Genomic DNA, 20272 nt, shown 5'->3' on the forward strand with positions numbered 1-20272 from the left:
AAGTTAAAGTATAAATCCGAGTCCAAATCCTTCTAGTTCACCTTTGTAAAATCCTCCTGTTAATTGCTGTGTTTTATTATTTTTAAGATGACATCTCATAAATGCACCTTTGTAATATGAACGTGGTGGCTGAGGGGTAATATCTAAGTGAATGTCAGTAATATTTTGTGATTTAAACCATTGTTCCCAACGACGTAAAGCTTGAATCGTACGGTGATCGTGTGGGAAGAGTTGACTTAATAAATCTAATTGTTCTGTCGTTTTTGTGGTTAATAGCTGAACTATAGGGTGTGAGATACTCAACTGAGATGTCAGTTCAGATATATTGCGTTCTTGTATTAACTTTAATATTGATGAACTCTGTTCTTTTGGAGTTAAGAGTAAATCAATTAATTGATAGTGACCGAGTATAACAAAGTCTATATCATCATTGAGCGTTGTTTTAATATAATCATAAAATATTGTAAAGTCATTCTGCATATCAGTTATCGTTGGATTGTAATGTTCGATACCTAGCTGAGTATACACATCATTATCACGAACAATAGGACCTGTATATGCGACACTTTGATATTGCGGAGGGTAATTGCTGTAATAACGTAACAGTTGATCGGTAAAATCATTGCGGAGTGCAAAGATATGATGGTCATGTTGCCAGAAACTACGCTCAGTCATTTGTTGTAAATCATCAGTTGTAAGTGTTTGCCATGACAAGGACTCAATAAAACTGAAATCTACAAGATGATATCCAGCTTGTTGAAAATGTTTTAAAAATGCTAATTCGTATTCTTTATTTTTGATTAAAGTTGTTGTATTCATGGTATGACCACCTCTTATTTATTTACTTTGTCTCTCTACCGAACTAAAGTATTTGCGATAAACAATACTTTAACACAGTTATTTTTTAAATTCAATAAATATTCTGAAAATAATGCTGATGCTTTATATTTGCGGTGCATTATATCTATGATTAAGTGTGTGATTACAAAATATATACAAAAAGCTAAGCCAATGAGCTGTTCGGCCTAGCGCTTTGTGTGTGGTACTTTACCATGGATTATGACATTTAATATTTCATATTAAAAAGTGTAGTCTATTTAAACAAGGCTGTGACCATAGTCTAAATATTTTTGCATTTCTTCTTGAGGAACCATATGACCACCTGTTGCCCAAACGATATGATTAGCATTTTCTATAGGAATACCATCTATTAACGCTTGATTGATTGCGCTTGAAATACCAGCAAAAGCTGAAGCAGCAGAAGGTTCTATAAAAATATTTTCCTTTTGATGTAGCATATATAAGTACTTGTACATTTGATTATCTTCTACTGTACACGAACCATATAATAGCGTGTTCATGATTTGTCCAACTAAACGGGAAGGGCGAGATACTGCAAGCCCATCTGCGTCTGTGCGACCATCTAATCCGATATCTGATACAGAAATTTGATCATGTTTCTGTGTCATCATACCAAGCACCATACAGGGCGCATGTGTAGGTTCTACAAAAACACAATAGACATGTGTACCCAATATTTTATTTAATCCAAATGCGACTCCACCAGGTCCTCCACCGACACCACATGGTAAATAAACAAATAGTGGGTGTTGAGCATCAATTTGAATATTTTGAGCTTCTAATTGTGCTTTGAGGCGTAGCGCAGCGACTGTATAACCCAAGAAAAGATCTACAGAACCTTCATCATCTACAAAATGACAATTTGGATCATCTTTAGTTGTTTTTCTACCTTCTGCTACAGCGAATTGATAATCGGATTGATGTTCGATAACGTTAACCCCTCGAGCGTGTAGCAAATCTTTTTTCCATTGGCGTGCATCACTAGACATATGTACAGTCACACTGAAGCCTAGCTTGGCACTCATCATTCCGATGCTCAGGCCTAAATTTCCAGTAGAACCAACTGAGATATTATATTTGCTGAATAATTGTTTATAATAGGGTTCGTCTAATTTAGCATAATCATCTGTCCATTTGAGGTTGCCATGTTTCATGGCGATAGTCTCAGCAAATTTTAGCACTTCATATATGCCGCCACGTGCTTTAATTGACCCTGATATAGCGAGGTGGCTATCACACTTTAACCACAATTTGCCAGAACTTCTCAATTTTTCTGTACGCGCGAGTTCGCTGTGCATATTTGGTATTTGTTTGAGTGGTGATTCAATGATGCCTTGGTCTTTCTCAGTTTCTGGAAAAACCTTACGAATATAACTGCTAAAACGATCAAGACGGGCAGCGGAATCTTTAATATCATGGATTGAGAAGGGGAAAGATGCAGAGTGTCTAAAGTTAGGATTCTTCCAAAAAATAGGCGTATAGTTAGCTATGTCATTAATTAAAGGGAAATCTTTTTTTAGCTGTGTGTAATCTGTCATGAAAATCCTCCAATAAGTTATCGTCAATTTTTTATACATTTACAATAAAAATTATAGCAAATTCAGATAAAAGTAGATAAAGATTAACAACGATAAAAAGAACTGATAGATGAGTCATAAAGATGTTCTATCAGTTCTTGATTTAAAGGTAATGATAATAATTACACTTATTTTTTGAAAGAATTACGAATTTTAGAAAACCAACTATGCTTTGAATTGACAGGCAATCCTAGAGGTTGCGTAATTTCATTTTTGAATTCTAATCCGCATTCTGTAGCTTCTTTCATCAAGTAAGCTTGGGAGTTCAAAGGCGACGCGTTATTATTTATATAATGATAATTTCCATATTGATCTTGATAACGTCCTTTTTGATTATCCGATAATTGAAGCTGCAAGTAATCTAATAAGCGTTTAGCAATAGATTTGCTTTCGATAGGAAACAAAATCTCTACACGTTTAATCATATTACGTGTCATGGCATCCGCAGAAGATAGATAGATTTTTTCATCACCATTATTATGGAAATAATAAATACGAGAATGTTCTAGGAAGCGACCGATAATACTAACAACTTCAATGTTTTCACTAATGCCAGGAATCCCTGGTTTTAAGCAACAAATGCCACGAATGATTAATTGAACTTTAACACCTGCACATGAAGCTTTAAATAGTTGAAGAATAATATCTTTATCTGTTAAAGAATTCATCTTCATGATGATATGTCCATTGCCATGTTGACGATGGGCTCTAATTTCACATTCAATACGTTCTAAAAAGACATCCCTGATATCAAAGGGTGCTACGATAAGTTTGTTATAAATAGGTTTGACTGAGTATCCGCTTAAGTAATTAAAGAATTTGATTGCATCGTCCGCGATTTCCTTATCAGTTGTAATTAAGCCCATATCGGTATAAATATTCGCAGTTTTATCGTTGTAATTTCCAGTACCTAAATGGACAAAAGAAGTTAGTGTGTTATTAATGCGTTTAACGACAAGTGAAATTTTACTGTGTGTTTTTAAGTGAGTCATGCCATAAATCACATGACATCCAGCATCTTCTAACATCCTTGCCCAATGTACATTATTTTCCTCGTCAAAACGTGCTTTAAGTTCAACAAGTACGGTGACTTGCTTTCCTTTTTCAGCGGCTACTTTCAAACTATTAATAATAGGAGAATCTTTACTTACACGATATAAGGTTTGCTTAATTGCAATTGTGTTCGGGTCATCGGCAGCTTCGCGGATAAAGTCAACAATCGGTTCAAATGACTCATAAGGATGATGGAAGAAAATATCTTGTTTTAAAGCAACGTCAAATATATTTTCATTACCCAAATCTCTAGGTAGTTGAGGTACATATTTATTGTGTGTTAAATGATTTAGTTTATGGGATAAATGACCGACTAAGTCAAAAAGCATGGTTAAATCTAAGGGTCCGTTCAAGAAGTATACATCTTCATCATTGACTTCTAATTGATTCATAATCCAAAGAATATCTTCATTGGTGGCATGTCTTCCATCTACTTCTAAACGTACAGCTGTACCGCTTTTACGCTCTTTTAAGAAGCGTTCTATTTCGATTAATAAATCTTCAGCGCCATCTTCATGAATAGTTAAGTCAGCGTTCCTTGTTATTCTAAAAGTAAAAGTATTTAATACTTCATATCCTGTAAATAGATCATTAATAAAGTAAGTGATAATATCTTCGACCATGATAATATATTGCTTTTCACCTTGATTTAATGACCAAAAACGAGGTATTAGCGATGGAATCTGGACAATTGCTGAGTTAATTGTATCCTCAGTATCTATATCAACAAAGATATTTAAACTTTTATTATTTAATTTGGGAAAGGATGATACGCATCAATACCTAGTGGTGTAAGCGTTGGTAGTATATCCTTTGTAAATTCTGATTGTAATTGTGGTAGAAGTGACTCAGGGAGTTCGTCTGGTTTAACAATTTCAACATGATACTGACGTAATTCGTCCACTAATTCATTATAACGCATGTATTGTAATTCTACATTTTTCTTATTTTTAATTTTAATTTGTTTAAGTTGTTGTAATGGTGTTAACTGCGATTTATTTTCAGGTTTGTTGTATCCCAATTTAACTTGATCTTGTAGGCCAGCTACACGAACCATAAAAAATTCATCTAAGTTAGAGCTGAAAATTGAAATGAAGTTAAGTTGTTCGAGGAGAGGATTATTTTTATCTTTGGCTTCTCGTAATACGCGATAATTAAAATCCAACCAACTCAATTCTCTATTATTATAATATTGCGGTAAATTAAAATCTTTTTCTCCCAAATTTCTCTGCATAGCGCTTTTTACACCTCTTATAGTCTAAATTACATATTGTGCTACATATAACATAGCACATGAATTTTAAGATTTTGTAAAGATTATAGACAGTTCCGTTTTTAATATTTTTTCAATATGTTTTTTCTGTCTTTGTGCCTGGTATTCTTCTGCAATAGGTTCTCCAGAATAGTAAACATATAACGTATAACCGTCGTCATTGTGTTGTAACTCAATGCGATCAACTGAATTCGTGTGTGAAATATTTAAAGCGTTCACGAATTTAATAATGCCACCTAAATATTGAATATTATCGAGCTCTTTACCACGTAACCATTTTGTTTCATGACTAAAGAATTTTAAAAGGGATTTATTCTTGAAACTGGCAAGTAGTGCGAGTTTTACTCTGTCTTCATGAGGGAAGCCATCGATCATTGAATTGGCGATAATATAATACGTATGTGGTGAACTTGAATCAGCATCTATGAAGCGACCTAAGTAATACAGAAAAGCACCTTCAGCAAATAATCTCATTTCATTTCTAGATACTTCTAATAGATTTAAAGCTATCAATTGATTTAATAAAGAATAGGCTAATTTAGCACGTTGTTCAGCACTTTCTTCTTCAATACCATATTCGTTAGCTAAATGATATAAGGCATCTTTTCTAATATTTTCTTTTTTAAATTCTTCAGGGTGACGTTCACTAATTAATTTCATAGCATAACCTTCACGTAAACCTTTACGTGAAAAGGTAAATTGTGTCGCATTCATTTTATTGAATAAAGTCTTGAATACGGCTACAGCCGGTAAAATAATATCCACGCGATCTCTACTTAATCCATCGATATCTTTTAACTCATCTCGCGAGCTTTTTTTGATAATTGAATAGACTTCCTCAATATTATCTTCAACCATTGTATAATTATGTACGCCCCCAATAGGGTAGGCATGTTCAGATTGATGAATACGTGCTACATTACGTGCTGATCCTCCGATACCAACTAATGTAACTTTTTGATTTTTTATCCATGCAAGTTGATCAAATTGTTTTGAAATAAATTTTTCCATAGCTTTTATTGCTGATTTATCATTATGTTCTTTGTTTTCAAAGAACTTTCTTTTTAGTGTAACGACACCAAATGGAAAACTGTACGCTTCTACTAATTTTTTATCTTTAAACAAAGTGACTTCAGTCGAGCCACCACCAATATCCACAGAGATGCCATCATTAATATCTGTTGTATGCGTAATTGCATAGAAACCATAAAAAGCTTCTTCTTTTTCTGGAATTATTTTAATATGGATATCGAGTTCTTTTTTTATATAAGTAAGAATAGTGTCACGGTTTGAAGATTGTCTGATGGCTGCTGTAGCAACAGGATGTAATTCATTCACCTTGAATTTTTCAGCCACCTTTTTAAAGCTATATAATGCTTTGGTCAATACTGAAATACCCTCATCGTTCATAGAGAGATCTGGAGTTAAGTATTGACTTAATCTGGCTGGCGTTTTTATGTTTAATATTTCGTTTAATCCTGTTTTAGTGTCAAATTCAAAAATAACAAGTCTAATGGTATTCGAACCAATATCTATTAATCCTATACGTTCCATGATTGCCTCCTATACATATACGGTTAAATACTTTTATGTATATGTTTACCCGTTTATCACCTTAATATTACAGTAAATAAAATAATTTGTGCCCAATCTATTCATTGTAATTAAATAAAAATTAGAATACATTTACGACTTAATATGTATTAAAGCTAAAAAAGTAAGATAAGCAACCGAGAGGAAGGTGGTTCTATGCTACGCAATAGCATGCCTCCTGATTGCTTATTTAGTATAAAAATATAGTATAGTGTTTAATGTTTAATCATTAATGGACCTCCGGGACCAAGTGGCCATCCTAATAAATACCAAACAATCATAAATAATGGCCAAATAATACTTAGAATAATGGTATAGGGCATTAAACTAGATAATAGCGAGCCTAATTTCATATTGTTATCATATTTTTGTGCATAAGATAATAACAAGGGTAAGTAAGGCATCATTGGAGTTATTGGATTACTGATTGAATCACCTATACGATAAAGCATTTGCGTAAAAGCAGGATGAAATCCAACAATCATCAACATCGGTACAAAAATAGGAGCCAAAATGCCCCATTTAGCAGAGGCGCTACCGATAAGTAAATTAATCATAGCGCTTAATAATATGATACCTAAAATGAGTACGACACCATTTTGACCTTGAAGCAAGGCAGCCCCTTTAACAGCTACAATAATACCTAAATTACTCCATTCTAAAAAAGCGAGCAATTGAGCAGCAAAGAATACGATAACGATAAATGAACCCATAGAAGACATTGAGTCAGCAAGCATTTTACCTAAGTCTTTTGTACTTCTGAATTCTTTCATCATAACGCCATAGACTAGTCCAGGTACTAAAAATAGTATTAAGATGAGTAATCCAACGCCGTTTATAATTGGAGCATCATTCAGTAAACTGCCAGTTTTTGCATTTCTTAAAAAACTATTCTGCGGTATAGCACAGATAATGATTAGTGCGATAACTACAAAAAAGCTAATATTAGCCCAAAATACCGCCCGATTCTCTTGTGGTGTCAGACCGGAATTGGCATCATCCACCTGAATATCAGACTGAGATGCATCGAATTTACCGAGTCTTGGAATAACAAAACGCATGGTTACCCAATAAACAGCAGGTAATAATACGATGACGCTGGCAGCAATAAAATACCAATTCATAGCTACATTGATATGTACATCATCGGAAACTATTTTTGCAGCAGGTTCCGTAAATGCATAGAGTAAAGCATCTGACATACCAATCATGAAATTTGCTGAAAAGCCTCCGATAGCAGCGGCGTAGGCCATCGCTAGTCCTGCGATAGGGTGATAGCCTAACTTAATAAATACCATTGCTGTAAGCGGAGGTAATACAATTGGAGCAGCATCACCAGCGGCATTTCCCAAAATGCCAATCAGTATAATAACGGGTATGATAATTTTTTGAGGCGCTTTATGTACAACTTGAACCATGAGCTTATCAAAATAACCTGTTTTTTCAGCAACGCCGATACCAAGCATAACTGCGAGTACTAACCCCAGTACTGGAAATTCAGAAAAATTCTTAATGGCATCGTTAAGAATCATCGTGAGGCCATCTTTACTTAAAATACTTTTAATGGTGATCGTATCACCAGTACCGGGATGTTTAACATTAATATGAAATAAGGAGACAAGCCATGTAAGTATAGCGAGACCTAAACACATTAAAAAAAATAAAATACTTGGGTCTGGTAACCGATTTCCTACTTTTTCAACAATGTTTAAAAACCTATTTATAAAAGATATCTTTGCTTTCGAGTTATTAGCCATTGTACCGACCTCCCAAACAAGTTAACGAAATTATATCAAATTATGTATGTAAATAGAATGAAAATTCAGAAAAAACTATAGATGGAAAATAATTGTTTATTGCTTTTAAGATAAATTTGACGTGATTTAAAAGCGATTCGCTATAGATTATTAAGGAGAATAGGGGTAAGACGTTTTAGTAACCTGTAGAAAGGAAATACAAGTAATGATGTGATAATAATAAAGGAGTTGTGATTATCAATGGGAAGATTAGATCATAAAGTGGCAGTACTTACTGGTACAAGTACGGGAATTGGCGCAGCAACAGCCCAAATTTTGGCTAATGAGGGCGCACATGTGTTGGCAGCAGATGTTTCTGACAAAGTACATGATGTTGTGAAAAAAATTAATGAAGCGGGTCAAAAGGCTTCAGGATATATTGTCGATATCTCTGATGAACATGCTGTAGAACGTTTTGCCGAATCAGTTAAAGAAGACTACGGTAAAATAGATATTTTATTTAATAATGCAGGGGTGGACAATGCTGCTGGACGTATACATGAATATCCAGTTGAAGTATTCGATAAAATTATGGGTGTTGATTTAAGAGGTACATTTCTAATGACGAAATTCTTTATTCCAATGATGATGGATCAAGGGGGTTCTATAATCAATACTGCTTCATTCTCAGGCCATGCGGCAGATTTAAATCGTTCTGGATATAATGCTGCTAAAGGTGGCGTTGTGAACTTTACACGTTCAACAGCGATTGAATATGGTCGAGAAAATATTAGAGCAAATGCAATTGCACCGGGAACAATTGAAACACCACTTGTAGATAAACTTACAGGGACGGCTGAAGATGAAGCTGGAAAAGCTTTCAGAGAAAATCAAAAATGGGTGACACCACTTGGTAGATTAGGCACACCAGAGGAAGTGGGGAAACTCGTAGCATTTCTAGCTTCGGATGATAGCTCATTTATCACAGGTGAGTCAATTACAATAGACGGTGGTGTGATGGCCTATACTTGGCCGGGCGAGATGTTAAGTGATAAAAGCTGGCAACAAACCATTAAATAGTGAAAGTGTTATTGTTTTTAGATTTTAAATGGGTATGTTTACTTAAAGAAATAATATTTTTGTTTTTGACACAATAAAGGTTATCTCGTATTTTAAACGAGATAACCTTTATTTATAATTATTTTATTTGAAGCTTTTAAAGGTTTTGATAACTAAATCTCTACTCAGTTTATGGTCTATCAGTGCTTTTGGATAATCTGTACCTAATGTTATATTATGCTCACTTTTTAGTATATCTTCATTACTTGTAGGGTCATGGATGAACTTACTAGGAATATTTTTAAAAATAGATAATCGTGATTTAATAAAATATCCTTGTAAATCGAAACGCTCACTTTGTCTAACGGGATTAAACATTCTGAAATAGGGTGCTGCGTCTGTTCCTGTTGACGCTGACCACTGCCATCCATGAACATTAGACGCATTATTATAATCAATTAAATATTTTCTAAAATAAGATTCACCGAGGGTCCAGTCAATAAATAAATCTTTTGTTAAAAATTGAGATACAATCATTCTTAGACGATTATGCATAAAACCAGTTTGTTTTAATTTTTGCATTGCGGCATCAACAATTGGAAATCCAGTTGTACCATTTTTCCAAGCTTCAAAATTTTGAGTATGATCTGACCATTGTATATTACGGTATTTTTTGTTGAATGACTGAGTGGCAGTGGCTGGATAGTAAGTCATCAAAATATAATAAAATTCGCGAAACATTAATTCTCTTATATATGCTTCATAATTAACTTCATCACTATCATAACCATTTAATAAATCATTAAGGATTTCCTGAATATCAACTAATCCAAAAGCTAAATAAATACTCAACCCGCTCACATAATCGCTTGAAATATCATTGGTTAAATCTTTATAAGAAGAAATATCAACATCCAAAAAATGTTGCCAATCTTTTTGTGCCATTTCCTCTAAGTCTTGTGTATAACGTAAAGATTGTTTACTTTGATTCGAACCTTTTTCTGAGATTTGGCTTAATTGTTTTAAATCATAATTTTTACTTGAACGATTTGTGATATATTTTCTGTTGGCTTTATAAAAACTTATAAAAATTTTATAAGGCTGTAATTGCTTATTCAAAGTACTTGAAGGTTTAAAGTAATGGTTCACGCGTTTGCCAATCACCTTTATATTAAAGTTAGTGAAATATGATGTAAGATGTGGGAAATCATATTCGTCATGATGATAACTCATGATATCTTTACCTATTAATATATGACTTAACTCTAATTGAGTAGCCAATGTCGGTAAATTTTCATACGGGACAATGTAAGGATGAATATTATGTTGATGTAAAGAGTTAATAAACCCGCTTGTTACAGTTTCATAATAATCTTGCTTTGCTTTTCCAGCATCCGAAAGATCTTCTAAAGGTATAATAAGATATAGTTTTTTGATTTTATCTTGATTATCGAATACATAATTAAATAATGGATTATTGTTCATTCTAAAAACACGATTAAGTAAGACTCCTAAATATATAATAATACGCCTCCTTGCCTGTTAAATTATTTTAGTATTGTACTTTCAATTAAATATTCGACTTGATATTGATGCGCTAATGTTTTTAAAAATAGTCTCAGTACTTCTTCATCTTTTTCATCATTTTTAAAAGCAGATTTAAGTTCTAAATAATGATTTTTTTCTTCAGGTGATGCTCGTTTTTTGAAGTATCCCCACATATGATCAGCTGCATTCATGACATTGGATTTTGTCGTAGGCGTTTTTAAAGCTATTTTAATTTCAGTCTTAACTACTGGATATGAGGCGTTCTTTTTTAATAATTCACGTATGTATAAATAACTTTTATGACTATGCCATAGAACATTATATTTTTCTGTACGCCATAAATGCTCGGTTTTTTGTCTTTCTTTCATAAATAGCTCCTTATAAACAATTTAGTGTGTCTTTGCAAACTTAAATAGGGTGTTTGCAATTCATTTTTAGGGTAATGATTAAAGAGAGGTGAATTAAAAAATGAACAATGATAAAATACTTTCAACTATAAACAATATATTAAGTCAATCAAAGATTGGCGTCTTATCAACGGCACATCATAATGTACCTCGTAGTAGGTATATGGTGTTCTACAATGACGGTCTGACACTTTATACTAAGACAAGTATTCATTCTATTAAAGTTAAAGCGTTTAAGGATAATCCTAGAACGCATGTTTTACTTGGATATGATGAAATGAACAATCGCAGTTTTCTTGAAATAGATGGGTTTGTTGAAATCACTAAAGATCAAGCAACGATTGATTGGTTATGGGAACAGCAAGATAAAACATTTTTTGATTCTAAAGAAGATACTGATTTATGCGTACTAAAAATAACACCAAAATCAATAAAAGTTATGAATGATGATGATATAGATACACCACAAACAATTACATTTGAGTAATTTAACGCTGATAAATAGACGTTCAATTTCACTTAGGAATAGGTGAAATTGAACGTTTTTTAGAATGTATTTTTATATGCTTTGACGAATTAGTGATAATTAGGATTATCTTTATTTAATAACCAATTACCAGTAGTCAGATAACTCGCAAATGTAGACCATAATACATAAGGCATCATAATTAAGCCGCTAAATTTATGTGCTTTTAAGAACTTCATACACATAACAATAACTGATAATAATAGCATATAGCTCTCTATTAAAGCGAAACCACGTAGTTTAAATTTAAAATATAACAAGGACCATAAATAATTCAATCCTAATTGTGTATAATGTGCACTTGTAATGTGTGTAGTATTATTTTGAGTATTTTTGGCTACGGTATATGCAATACCCATGCATGTATATAATATAGACCAAACGATAGGAAATACATAGCCAGGTGGTGAAAAAGGGGGTTTTTTTGTTTTTCTTAAATCTGCACGTGCGTTTTTTACTGCATATGTACCAATGAGTTTACCGCCTATGAGGGGTAAAGCTATTCTGAATATATTAGGAATTATAGACAAAATGACACGCTCCTTAGTGTTTGATATTAAACCCTTTATTTTTTATGGGTAAAAGTTTTGTAGATGTTATTAAAATAGTGATAACCCCCAATGAAATGCTAAGATTTTGAATTAACTTTTTCGTAATTTTAATATTATGAGTATGAGCGAAGTCTGATTTTGCGAGTGTATTCATTTTTCGTGCGAAAATATTCATTACGCTTTTGTGAATTTTAGCTTGCGTTAAAGTATAAACAAACCACGGTAATGTAGGTTGGTATTCTTGCAGCGCAATTAAGGCTTTGTCGCTATCTAAGATGCGTCGAAATTCCAACGTTGCTTTACCACCATTTGTTGAATAAGCAAAGTCACCACCAATAATTCTATATAGAACTCTATTAGTATTAGATGCTTCATGATCTTTTTTTAGTAGTAATAATAATTTATTGAGTAAGGGTATTTTTATTTTAAAGTAATTATGATTAATTTCGCTTTTAACAAAATTAAAGGTAAAGCGTCTTAAAAAATCTGAATATTCGTTTGCTACATGGTTTATTGTATAGTCGTGAGGCACTTTGATACGTGTAATGGCTCTAACATCTTTGATTTGAAACTGTTTTTTGCTATTCGTAATTTTGTTTGATTTTTGCTTTTCTTCTTCTTTGAGTGCACGCTCAACACTTTCTTCATAATTTATTTTACCAATTGAAATGTCATTTACAGTGTGTTTTTGTGATCTAGTCATGTCGTGAATTAGACTATCCATCAAAGGGTATACCATTTCTTTTGAAGTCCCAGAAATCACTTTTACCCAATATTTACTTAACCATATCGGTATGATTGGGATATCAATCATAGGTAAGTTTTTTTCGAGTACGCGGGAGGTACGTCTAAATAACGCTTTATACGTCATATGTTCAGGGCCCCCGATATCAATGGACTCGTTTTGTTTAGGCTGTCTGTCAACTAAGATTGTGAGGCCATTGATAACATCATTAATTGAAACAGGTAATGTCATGTTATAGGACCAAGCAGGTAAAACAAGTAATGGTAATCGCTCAACGAGTTTTTTGAGTATGGGGTAGGAACTTCCTTTGGCACCGATAATTAGACCAGCTCTTAGTGTGCTAACAGGTATACCATAAGAACCTAGTATTTTTTCGCATTCTAATCTACTTCTAAGATGGGGAGATAAAGTGTCAGTGTTTGGAATTAAACCACTTAAGAAAATAATATGTTTAATATGATTTTGCTTTGCAGCTCTAGCAAAATTATCCGCAAGTAAAGCATCCATATCTTCAAAATTAGCTTGCGTAAGCTTGGCTGATGGCATCATCGAATGAACTAAATAAATTGCGATATCAACATCCTTCATTACCTCGCTTATTTCATCTAAATCAAATAGATCTGCAGCTTTCCATGTCACATTTTTTTCGTTTTTCTTATTTTTTATATTCCTTGAAATAGCAACTATTTCATGATTTTTTTTGAGATTTTCTTTAAGGTGGCCACCGATGTAACCCGAAGCACCTGTTAATAAAATTTTCGGCATACTTCACGCTCCTCTATATCGCAATTCTATTAAGACAATCATTATTCAGAATATTGAAGAAAAGTAAAATATCATAAGTAATTGATTCAAATTTATTTGGATAATCCATTGAAATTATACACTTAATTCATAAAAATATTCCCTTTATTAAGGGGAGGAAACATGTAATGTAATACATTAAATTTAAATAAAATGGTTAAAATAGATTCTATAAGAAAATATTAGATAGGGAGAGACTTATAGGAAAATAAAGCAAAAAATAATCACTTACAAAAAGTTGTAAGTGATTATCACAATGATTAATATAATAGATGAAACGTAGATTTAGACTGCGAAATATTATATATGAATAACAGCACAGTATTACCAAATAATTTGATCAATAACATCATCATTTAATGACTTAACAATTTCAGTGACTAAGGCGACAGAATTTTTGTAATCATCTGTGTGTAGTACAGAAACATTTGAATGCATATAACGTAATGCTACGCCAATAGACACAGTTGGCGTACCTTCATTGGCTACATGAATACTTCCGGCATCTGTACCGCCACCAGCAGTTGTATCTAATTGAATTGAAATATTATGTTTTTGGGCGACGGCTTTAATATGTTTGGTAAACCCAACATGACCGATATTTGATGCATCCATTATAATTACAACTGGTCCATTACCAAGTGCAGTATCACTTACTTGACCAGACATACCTGGTGTGTCGTAAGCCACTGCAACATCAACTGCGATTGCTAGATCTGGTTTTACTTTATTTGCTGCAACTTTCGCACCACGAAGACCGACTTCTTCTTGTACATTTGCTCCAGAGACAAGGTTCACATCAATTGATTCATTTTTGAGATTTTGTAATACATCTACAGCTAATGCACAACCATAGCGATTATCAAATGCTTTAGCACTTAAATATTTTTGATTTGCTAAAGTTTCAAATTCACTATAAGGCGTGACCATATTACCGACCTCAATACCATATTGTTCGGCTTCTTTTTTACTTTTAACACCAATATCAATAAACATTTCTTTCATATCGACATTTTTTTTACGATCTTCAGGAGATAATACATGGGGTGGTTTTGAACCGATAATGCCTCTAATTTTTCTGCCATCATCAGTAGTAATAGTTACTTTTTGAGATAACATGACTTGATTCCACCAACCACCAATAGGTGTGAATTTCAAGTAGCCTTCATTATCTATTTTAGTAACAATGAAGCCTATTTCATCTAAATGACCAGCAACCATTAAAGTTTTAGTACCATTAGTTGCTGTTTTTTTACCGAAGATGCCACCTAAATTGTCCTCTACAATTTCATCGCTCACTGGTTCTAAATAATCGTGCATTAGCGCTTTAACGTCCATTTCATGTCCGGCAATACCATCAACATCTGTTAAAGATTTTAATAATTTTACTGACTTGTTCATATAATTCCTCCCATTAAAATTTGATAACTTTATTTTACCATGAAGTCATTGAATATATAGTAATTTGAATATCACAACTGTTGATAAATACTAGGATGAAGAAATACAAACTTTAGTTTAAATCCGAGCGGGAAAGTAAGACTAAAAGTGTGCAATAAATAAATAGCCATGTTTCAATATAAATATAAGAAGAATGGAGGGATTTTTATATGACAGAAATAACACATCTTACATTTGGTTCGGAGGATGCAACTATTACAGTAGAATCATTTATAAACTTTGCATGTCCTTATTGTAAAAATTATTTTAAAGCTGCAGATAAAACGCTGCAACCGCTTATAGAGCAAGGACAAGTGAAACACGTCATCAAACACTTTGATAAAACAAAGCAAGGTTTATTAAAAGGTACAATTGCTAATATTTATTTAGATTATCACCAACCAGAAGAAACATTAAAAATCATTCATAAATTATATGATACGCAACGAGAATGGAAAGTCAGCTTTGCAGCCATTGAAGAAAAAATGGAGCAAGAATTTAAATTAACACCTCAAAATTCGGCAGATGCGCGGTCATTGGCAATTCATGCAGAAACCTTTGAAAGGGGAATCAATGGAATTCCAACAGTGTTTATTAATGGTAAGAAGTTTGAGTTTAATCCCTTAGAAGATACACAAAGTGTTATCGAATCAAAATTGGTACAACAAATAAATGAAGCATAATTTTTCATAAAAATAAGCTCTATGACTATGGACAGTATGTTGGATACTGACGCATATCATAGAGTCTTTTATATTATTTAGTAGATTCGATTAATTTTAATTTATAGTCTTGGATGGATTGAATGCCGCCATCTTTCTTTTTAATAATAATATGTTCTTTAGATATCTTTGTAGGAGATTCTACGCCAACTGCAGCTGCGATATTAAATAATCCCTCGTGTAAGCTCGTAACAAAATTAGTTACGCGATATTTTTTTTCATCTATACTCAAACCTTTTTCTCTCTTAGGATCAGTCGTTGCTACTCCGACAGGGCAAGTATTCATATGACATTGTTGGCTCATAATACATCCAACACTAATCATCATCCCACGAGCTACATTTATTACATCAGCACCAAGCCCTAGTGCAATCGCAATTTTATCAGGTGTTATAAGTTTACCGGAGGCGAAAATTTTAATACGGTCTCGGATTCCATATTTTTCAAGTATTGCTGTTAAGATAGGTAAAGCAGTAAACAATGGTAAACCGACACCATCTTCTAATTCCTGGAAGGTAGCGCCAGTGCCTCCTTCGCCACCATCAACAGTAATAAAGTTTGGATATTGTTGAGTCTGAATCATAGCATCAACTAGCGCTTCCACTTCAGATATTTTACTGATTACAATTTTAAAGCCAACAGGTTTTTGACCGTGATATTGTAAATCGTTTACCCAATTGAGTAATGCTTCTGGCGTATCTATAATATCAAAACGGTTAGGAGAATTAATTGTTTGCCATGGTTCAACCTTTCTAATTTCTGCTATTTCCTCGGTGACTTTGTTGCCTTGCATGTGCCCGCCACGCGTTTTTGCACCTTGTGCCAACTTAATTTCAAATGCTTTTACCGCTTCATTATTAGCAAGCTGTAGAAATGCATTTAAATCGAATTTACCTGCTTTATTTCTTACTCCAAAGTAACCAGGACCTATTTGAAAGATGATATCAGCACGCCCTGAAAGGTGATATTTTGACAATCCACCTTCACCTGTATTCATCCAAGTATCAGCGCGTCCCAGTCCTTTTGAAAGCGCAGTAATGGCGTGACTACCTAAGGCGCCATAGCTCATACCAGATTGACCGACTAACCGCTTCAATTTGAAAGGATACTTAAGCTCATCACCGAGTATTATGGCATCTTCATCAGATAAATAATAGGGATCTATTTCAGCTTGATTACGATGTTCTTCACGATCCAATAAACGTTCATTATCAATTTGGTATACAAACGTTGAAATCATAGGTGATTGATCAATATGTAATTCAGTCGTTTGAAGTGGAAACATTGTATTTTGAATATAAAAGCCATCTTCGTATTTTTGTTGCGTACCAAAACTCGTCATGCGTGTATTGTATTTTCCTGCAATAACAATATTAGTAAAGTCATTACGTGAAAAGGGCTTACCTTCAGTATCTGCTAAAAATAAATACTGTCGGAGTTCTGGGCCTATTTTTTCAACAAAGTAACGTACACGTGCAAGTAAAGGATAGTTTCGTAACACGCTATGTTGTTTTTGACGTTTATCTTTAAATAGTAATAGTATGCCAATGATGAGCATACTCAATAAAAATAGAACAATAGTAATATTCACGATGAATTGCAATACAGTTAATATAGCCATTTCATACCCCTCCTATTTATGTATATACTACAACAAAAAACAAATATTACAACAATTCTCTCAAAGGAAAAATTATATCTTTTAATATTATATTTTTTATAATAATATATAAACTTTCGTTTTATAGAATGTACATATTTAGAATGAATCATGATATATTGTATATATTATTGAGGAAGGTGTTTTATTTACATGACAGAACAATTAAAACAACAAAGAGATATTACAGATGAAATGAATGTTTGGCGACAAAATAAAGTTGTAAAAAAAGATTTTTGGTTAATTCCTATTTATATAATTAGTTATACTATTATTCCTACAATGTTATTTCTTTTTCTCTACACTATAATGTTGACCTTAAATGTGAAAAATGAAGCTTTAGTTTCGACTAATACAATTACAATTTTAGGTGGATTGGTTGCTGAACTCATTATTTTATTAAGTTTTTATGCCTTTCATCGTAAAGAGGGGATTGCTTATATTGGGATAAAGCGATTTAAAAATGTAACTAGATATACATTACTTATAATAGTGACTTATATGTTCATTATTATTTTATCACCTATATATGAGTGGTTAATCACCTTTTTACCTAAAGCATTGCAGTATGGTGTAACAGAGAATCAAAAAGAAATAAACGGTATGTTTAAAGAGGAGTGGCTATTACCGTTAGTGTTTTTAGATATTGTAATCCTTACACCTATCATTGAGGAATTATTATTTAGACATTTAATCATTCATGAATTAGGCAAAAAAATTACATATAGTTTGGCAGCAACGCTTTCTATAATTCTCTTTGCAAGTATTCACGTATTGGGAGCAACTTCTCCATTTGAAATTGGTGGATATATCATTATCGCTACAGGTCTCGTTTTTGTTTATCTTAAGAGTGGTATGAATTTGGCGGTATCTATTTCGCTACATGCATTAATTAATTTCATTTCATTTATAGCTACAATCGTTTTTAAATAAAAGTATAAGGCATAGCGTTGTTTATAAAGACTTAAATATCCTAGCAATCAGAATGATAGTGATTTGTCATGTTAATAAAGCATATAGTAATGCTTTATTATAACGTTATCTGTTAGGTATATCATTTAAATGGCGCATCAATTATAGGAGGGTATAAGATGTTAAAATTAGAAAATATCTCGTATAAAGTAGACAATCGAGTCATTATTCATGATCTTAATCTAAAGATAGACAAAGGTGACACAATTGCTATTATAGGGCCTTCTGGAAGCGGTAAGAGCACCTTGTTACGCCTTATTAGTAATTTAATTAGTCCTACGCAAGGTGAATTATATTTAAACGGCAAAGCATACAATCAAATTAACCCGGAAAGATTACGCATGGATATCAGTTATTTGCTACAAGAAAGTGATTTATTTGATAGAACCATAGGTGAAAATTTGGCATTTCCATCTATTGCGAGGGATGATAAATTTGATCGAAAAAAAGCCAAGTCATTACTGAAAGCAGTAGGATTAGGACATTATCATTTGAATACTCGCTTAGAGCGGTTATCAGGTGGAGAGCGTCAACGTATTACAATCGCTAGACAATTGATGTATACACCTAAAATGCTGTTGTTAGACGAAGCAACAAGTGCTTTAGATACTGAAAATAGCGAAAATATTGAAAGAATTATATTTAAATTAGCTGAAGAAGGCATCTCTGTGTTGTGGATTACACATAGTAATAATCAAAGTATGAGGCATTTTAAAAAGCGTATTCGACTCGTTGATGGCAAAATTGAGAAGGAGGAGCATTTACGATGAGTACAACTGCATTAGCGCTTACAGGATTATTGTTGCTCTTTCCAATTATTGTATCGTATAAAGAGAAATTACATATTATTAAAGATTTACTTGTTGCCACGATACGAGCTGTCGTACAGCTTGTGATTTTGGGATATTTATTGCATTTTATCTTTAATGTGAACCAAAAATGGATCTTACTCTTATTTGTGCTAGTCATCATTATAAATGCTTCTTGGAATACGATAGGTAGGGCATCACCTGTAATGCACCATGTTTTTTGGATATCATTCATTGCGATTTTTATTGGGGTGGCATTGCCTTTAACAGGTGTTATATTAACTGGAGCAATTCAATTTAAACCTAATGAACTGATACCTGTAGCTGGAATGTTAGGCAGCAATGGGATGATTGCAATCAATTTGGCATATCAGAATTTAGATAGAGAATTTGTAAAAGAAATGAGTCAAATTGAGGCGAAATTGGCATTAGGAGCAAACCCCAAAATTTCTTCTAAAGCAACGATTCGTGATAGTGTAAAGACTGCAATTGTACCAACTATCGACTCGGTAAAAACTTATGGTATTGTATCTATACCTGGTATGATGACAGGTTTAATCATTGGTGGTGTTGCACCGTTAGATGCAGTTAAATTTCAATTAATGGTGGTATTTATTCATACCACAGCGACAATTATGTCAGCACTTATTGCAACCTATTTAAGTTATAAACAATTTTTCAATGAACGTCATCAACTTATAGGTCGAGATTTATTGAAAGAAAAATAGTTATGAAAATGAAATCAGGATATTGTTATAAATCATATTTCCTCCTCTTTAATGCAAGTGTATTAAAGGGGAGTTTCTATGTGCAAGATATTTTAAGTTGTATATAGTTCATATCTTTCTCAGGAACCTGTCATCAAAGTATGAATCTTACATAAGGATAAAGCGTCAATGTGTTGACGTATGGTTTATAATATAAGAGTTATGAAAA

The 20272-nt window shown here is 32.9% G+C and carries 16 protein-coding genes and 1 pseudogene; 6 read left to right on the top strand and 11 right to left on the bottom strand.

The annotated features are described in order from the left end of the window. Window positions 1-3 precede the first annotated feature (3 nt). From QMO72_RS02375 to QMO72_RS02395, 5 genes and pseudogenes are all read right to left on the bottom strand, one after another. Window positions 4-819: an ATP phosphoribosyltransferase regulatory subunit gene (locus QMO72_RS02375; RefSeq protein WP_103266335.1), complete on the bottom strand. Its 816-nt coding sequence runs from the start codon at window positions 817-819 to the stop codon at window positions 4-6. Window positions 820-1097: 278 nt separating this feature from the next. Continuing rightward, the gene (gene dsdA, locus QMO72_RS02380; protein WP_103266336.1) at window positions 1098-2399 is read right to left on the bottom strand and encodes a D-serine ammonia-lyase; all 1302 of its coding nucleotides are present in this window, start codon (window positions 2397-2399) and stop codon (window positions 1098-1100) included. Between the two features lie 167 nt (window positions 2400-2566). Beyond that, window positions 2567-4725: pseudogene (locus QMO72_RS02385) on the bottom strand (RNA degradosome polyphosphate kinase). Between the two features lie 66 nt (window positions 4726-4791). Then, window positions 4792-6321: an exopolyphosphatase gene (ppx, locus tag QMO72_RS02390; protein WP_286093266.1), complete on the bottom strand. Its 1530-nt coding sequence runs from the start codon at window positions 6319-6321 to the stop codon at window positions 4792-4794. A gap of 251 nt (window positions 6322-6572) precedes the next feature. Continuing rightward, window positions 6573-8114, bottom strand: coding sequence for an AbgT family transporter (locus tag QMO72_RS02395; RefSeq protein ID WP_103266338.1), 1542 nt, complete (start codon window positions 8112-8114; stop codon window positions 6573-6575). 240 nt (window positions 8115-8354) lie between these two features. Between QMO72_RS02395 and QMO72_RS02400 the strand changes: the two genes are divergently transcribed. Further along, window positions 8355-9173 (top strand): SDR family oxidoreductase, encoded by an 819-nt coding sequence (locus tag QMO72_RS02400; protein WP_103266339.1) that lies wholly within the window; start codon window positions 8355-8357, stop codon window positions 9171-9173. Between the two features lie 123 nt (window positions 9174-9296). On the opposite strand, the gene QMO72_RS02405 is transcribed toward QMO72_RS02400, so the two are convergent. Together QMO72_RS02405 and QMO72_RS02410 are read right to left on the bottom strand one after the other, a co-directional pair. Then, the gene (locus QMO72_RS02405) at window positions 9297-10673 is read right to left on the bottom strand and encodes a cryptochrome/photolyase family protein (RefSeq protein ID WP_103266340.1); all 1377 of its coding nucleotides are present in this window, start codon (window positions 10671-10673) and stop codon (window positions 9297-9299) included. A gap of 26 nt (window positions 10674-10699) precedes the next feature. Next, a complete protein-coding gene (locus tag QMO72_RS02410; protein WP_103266341.1) occupies window positions 10700-11068 on the bottom strand; it encodes a YbgA family protein in 369 nt (122 codons plus the stop codon). 100 nt (window positions 11069-11168) lie between these two features. Here QMO72_RS02410 and QMO72_RS02415 point away from each other — a divergent pair, with 100 nt between their 5' ends. Then, entirely contained in the window at window positions 11169-11594 is a 426-nt protein-coding gene (locus tag QMO72_RS02415) for a pyridoxamine 5'-phosphate oxidase family protein (protein ID WP_103266342.1), read from the top strand. A gap of 89 nt (window positions 11595-11683) precedes the next feature. Here the strand turns inward: QMO72_RS02415 and QMO72_RS02420 are convergent, their stop codons facing one another. The 3 genes from QMO72_RS02420 to QMO72_RS02430 all read right to left on the bottom strand — a co-directional run bounded on the left by QMO72_RS02420 (window position 11684) and on the right by QMO72_RS02430 (window position 15134). Continuing rightward, window positions 11684-12163, bottom strand: a complete 480-nt coding sequence (locus tag QMO72_RS02420; RefSeq protein ID WP_103266343.1) for a TspO/MBR family protein — start codon at window positions 12161-12163, stop codon at window positions 11684-11686. A 13-nt stretch (window positions 12164-12176) separates the two neighbouring features. Next, window positions 12177-13694, bottom strand: a complete 1518-nt coding sequence (locus tag QMO72_RS02425) for an NAD(P)H-binding protein (protein WP_103266344.1) — start codon at window positions 13692-13694, stop codon at window positions 12177-12179. Between the two features lie 363 nt (window positions 13695-14057). After that, window positions 14058-15134, bottom strand: a complete 1077-nt coding sequence (locus tag QMO72_RS02430; RefSeq protein WP_103266345.1) for a M42 family metallopeptidase — start codon at window positions 15132-15134, stop codon at window positions 14058-14060. 209 nt (window positions 15135-15343) lie between these two features. On the opposite strand from QMO72_RS02430, the gene QMO72_RS02435 reads away from it, so the two are divergent. Beyond that, entirely contained in the window at window positions 15344-15856 is a 513-nt protein-coding gene (locus tag QMO72_RS02435) for a thioredoxin domain-containing protein (RefSeq protein ID WP_103266346.1), read from the top strand. Between the two features lie 73 nt (window positions 15857-15929). Here QMO72_RS02435 and QMO72_RS02440 read toward each other — a convergent pair whose 3' ends face one another. Beyond that, window positions 15930-17516: an FMN-binding glutamate synthase family protein gene (locus QMO72_RS02440; RefSeq protein ID WP_103266347.1), complete on the bottom strand. Its 1587-nt coding sequence runs from the start codon at window positions 17514-17516 to the stop codon at window positions 15930-15932. Window positions 17517-17708: 192 nt separating this feature from the next. Between QMO72_RS02440 and QMO72_RS02445 the strand changes: the two genes are divergently transcribed. The 3 genes from QMO72_RS02445 to QMO72_RS02455 all read left to right on the top strand — a co-directional run bounded on the left by QMO72_RS02445 (window position 17709) and on the right by QMO72_RS02455 (window position 20064). Further along, on the top strand, window positions 17709-18488 hold the full coding sequence (locus tag QMO72_RS02445; RefSeq protein WP_103267026.1) for a CPBP family intramembrane glutamic endopeptidase: 780 nt from the start codon (window positions 17709-17711) through the stop codon (window positions 18486-18488). Window positions 18489-18646: 158 nt separating this feature from the next. Further along, on the top strand, window positions 18647-19297 hold the full coding sequence (locus QMO72_RS02450; protein WP_103267025.1) for an ABC transporter ATP-binding protein: 651 nt from the start codon (window positions 18647-18649) through the stop codon (window positions 19295-19297). Then, window positions 19294-20064 carry an ABC transporter permease gene (locus QMO72_RS02455; RefSeq protein WP_069822970.1) on the top strand — a complete coding sequence of 257 codons (771 nt, stop codon included), beginning with the start codon at window positions 19294-19296 and terminating at the stop codon, window positions 20062-20064. The genes QMO72_RS02450 and QMO72_RS02455 overlap by 4 nt, the downstream gene beginning before the upstream one ends. The last annotated feature ends 208 nt before the right edge of the window (window positions 20065-20272 follow it).

Origin of the sequence: Staphylococcus casei (genome assembly GCF_030294405.1) — a bacterium.
In the GTDB taxonomy this organism is placed as follows: Bacteria; Bacillota; Bacilli; order Staphylococcales; family Staphylococcaceae; genus Staphylococcus; species Staphylococcus succinus.

Coding starts and splice junctions, on each gene's coding strand:
- QMO72_RS02375 (WP_103266335.1), bottom strand. CDS start 819: ATGAATACAACAACTTTAATCAAAAATAAAGAATACGAATTAGCATTT.
- dsdA (WP_103266336.1), bottom strand. CDS start 2,399: ATGACAGATTACACACAGCTAAAAAAAGATTTCCCTTTAATTAATGAC.
- QMO72_RS02395 (WP_103266338.1), bottom strand. CDS start 8,114: ATGGCTAATAACTCGAAAGCAAAGATATCTTTTATAAATAGGTTTTTA.
- QMO72_RS02400 (WP_103266339.1), top strand. CDS start 8,355: ATGGGAAGATTAGATCATAAAGTGGCAGTACTTACTGGTACAAGTACG.
- QMO72_RS02410 (WP_103266341.1), bottom strand. CDS start 11,068: ATGAAAGAAAGACAAAAAACCGAGCATTTATGGCGTACAGAAAAATAT.
- QMO72_RS02415 (WP_103266342.1), top strand. CDS start 11,169: ATGAACAATGATAAAATACTTTCAACTATAAACAATATATTAAGTCAA.
- QMO72_RS02425 (WP_103266344.1), bottom strand. CDS start 13,694: ATGCCGAAAATTTTATTAACAGGTGCTTCGGGTTACATCGGTGGCCAC.
- QMO72_RS02430 (WP_103266345.1), bottom strand. CDS start 15,134: ATGAACAAGTCAGTAAAATTATTAAAATCTTTAACAGATGTTGATGGT.
- QMO72_RS02435 (WP_103266346.1), top strand. CDS start 15,344: ATGACAGAAATAACACATCTTACATTTGGTTCGGAGGATGCAACTATT.
- QMO72_RS02440 (WP_103266347.1), bottom strand. CDS start 17,516: ATGGCTATATTAACTGTATTGCAATTCATCGTGAATATTACTATTGTT.
- QMO72_RS02445 (WP_103267026.1), top strand. CDS start 17,709: ATGACAGAACAATTAAAACAACAAAGAGATATTACAGATGAAATGAAT.
- QMO72_RS02450 (WP_103267025.1), top strand. CDS start 18,647: ATGTTAAAATTAGAAAATATCTCGTATAAAGTAGACAATCGAGTCATT.
- QMO72_RS02455 (WP_069822970.1), top strand. CDS start 19,294: ATGAGTACAACTGCATTAGCGCTTACAGGATTATTGTTGCTCTTTCCA.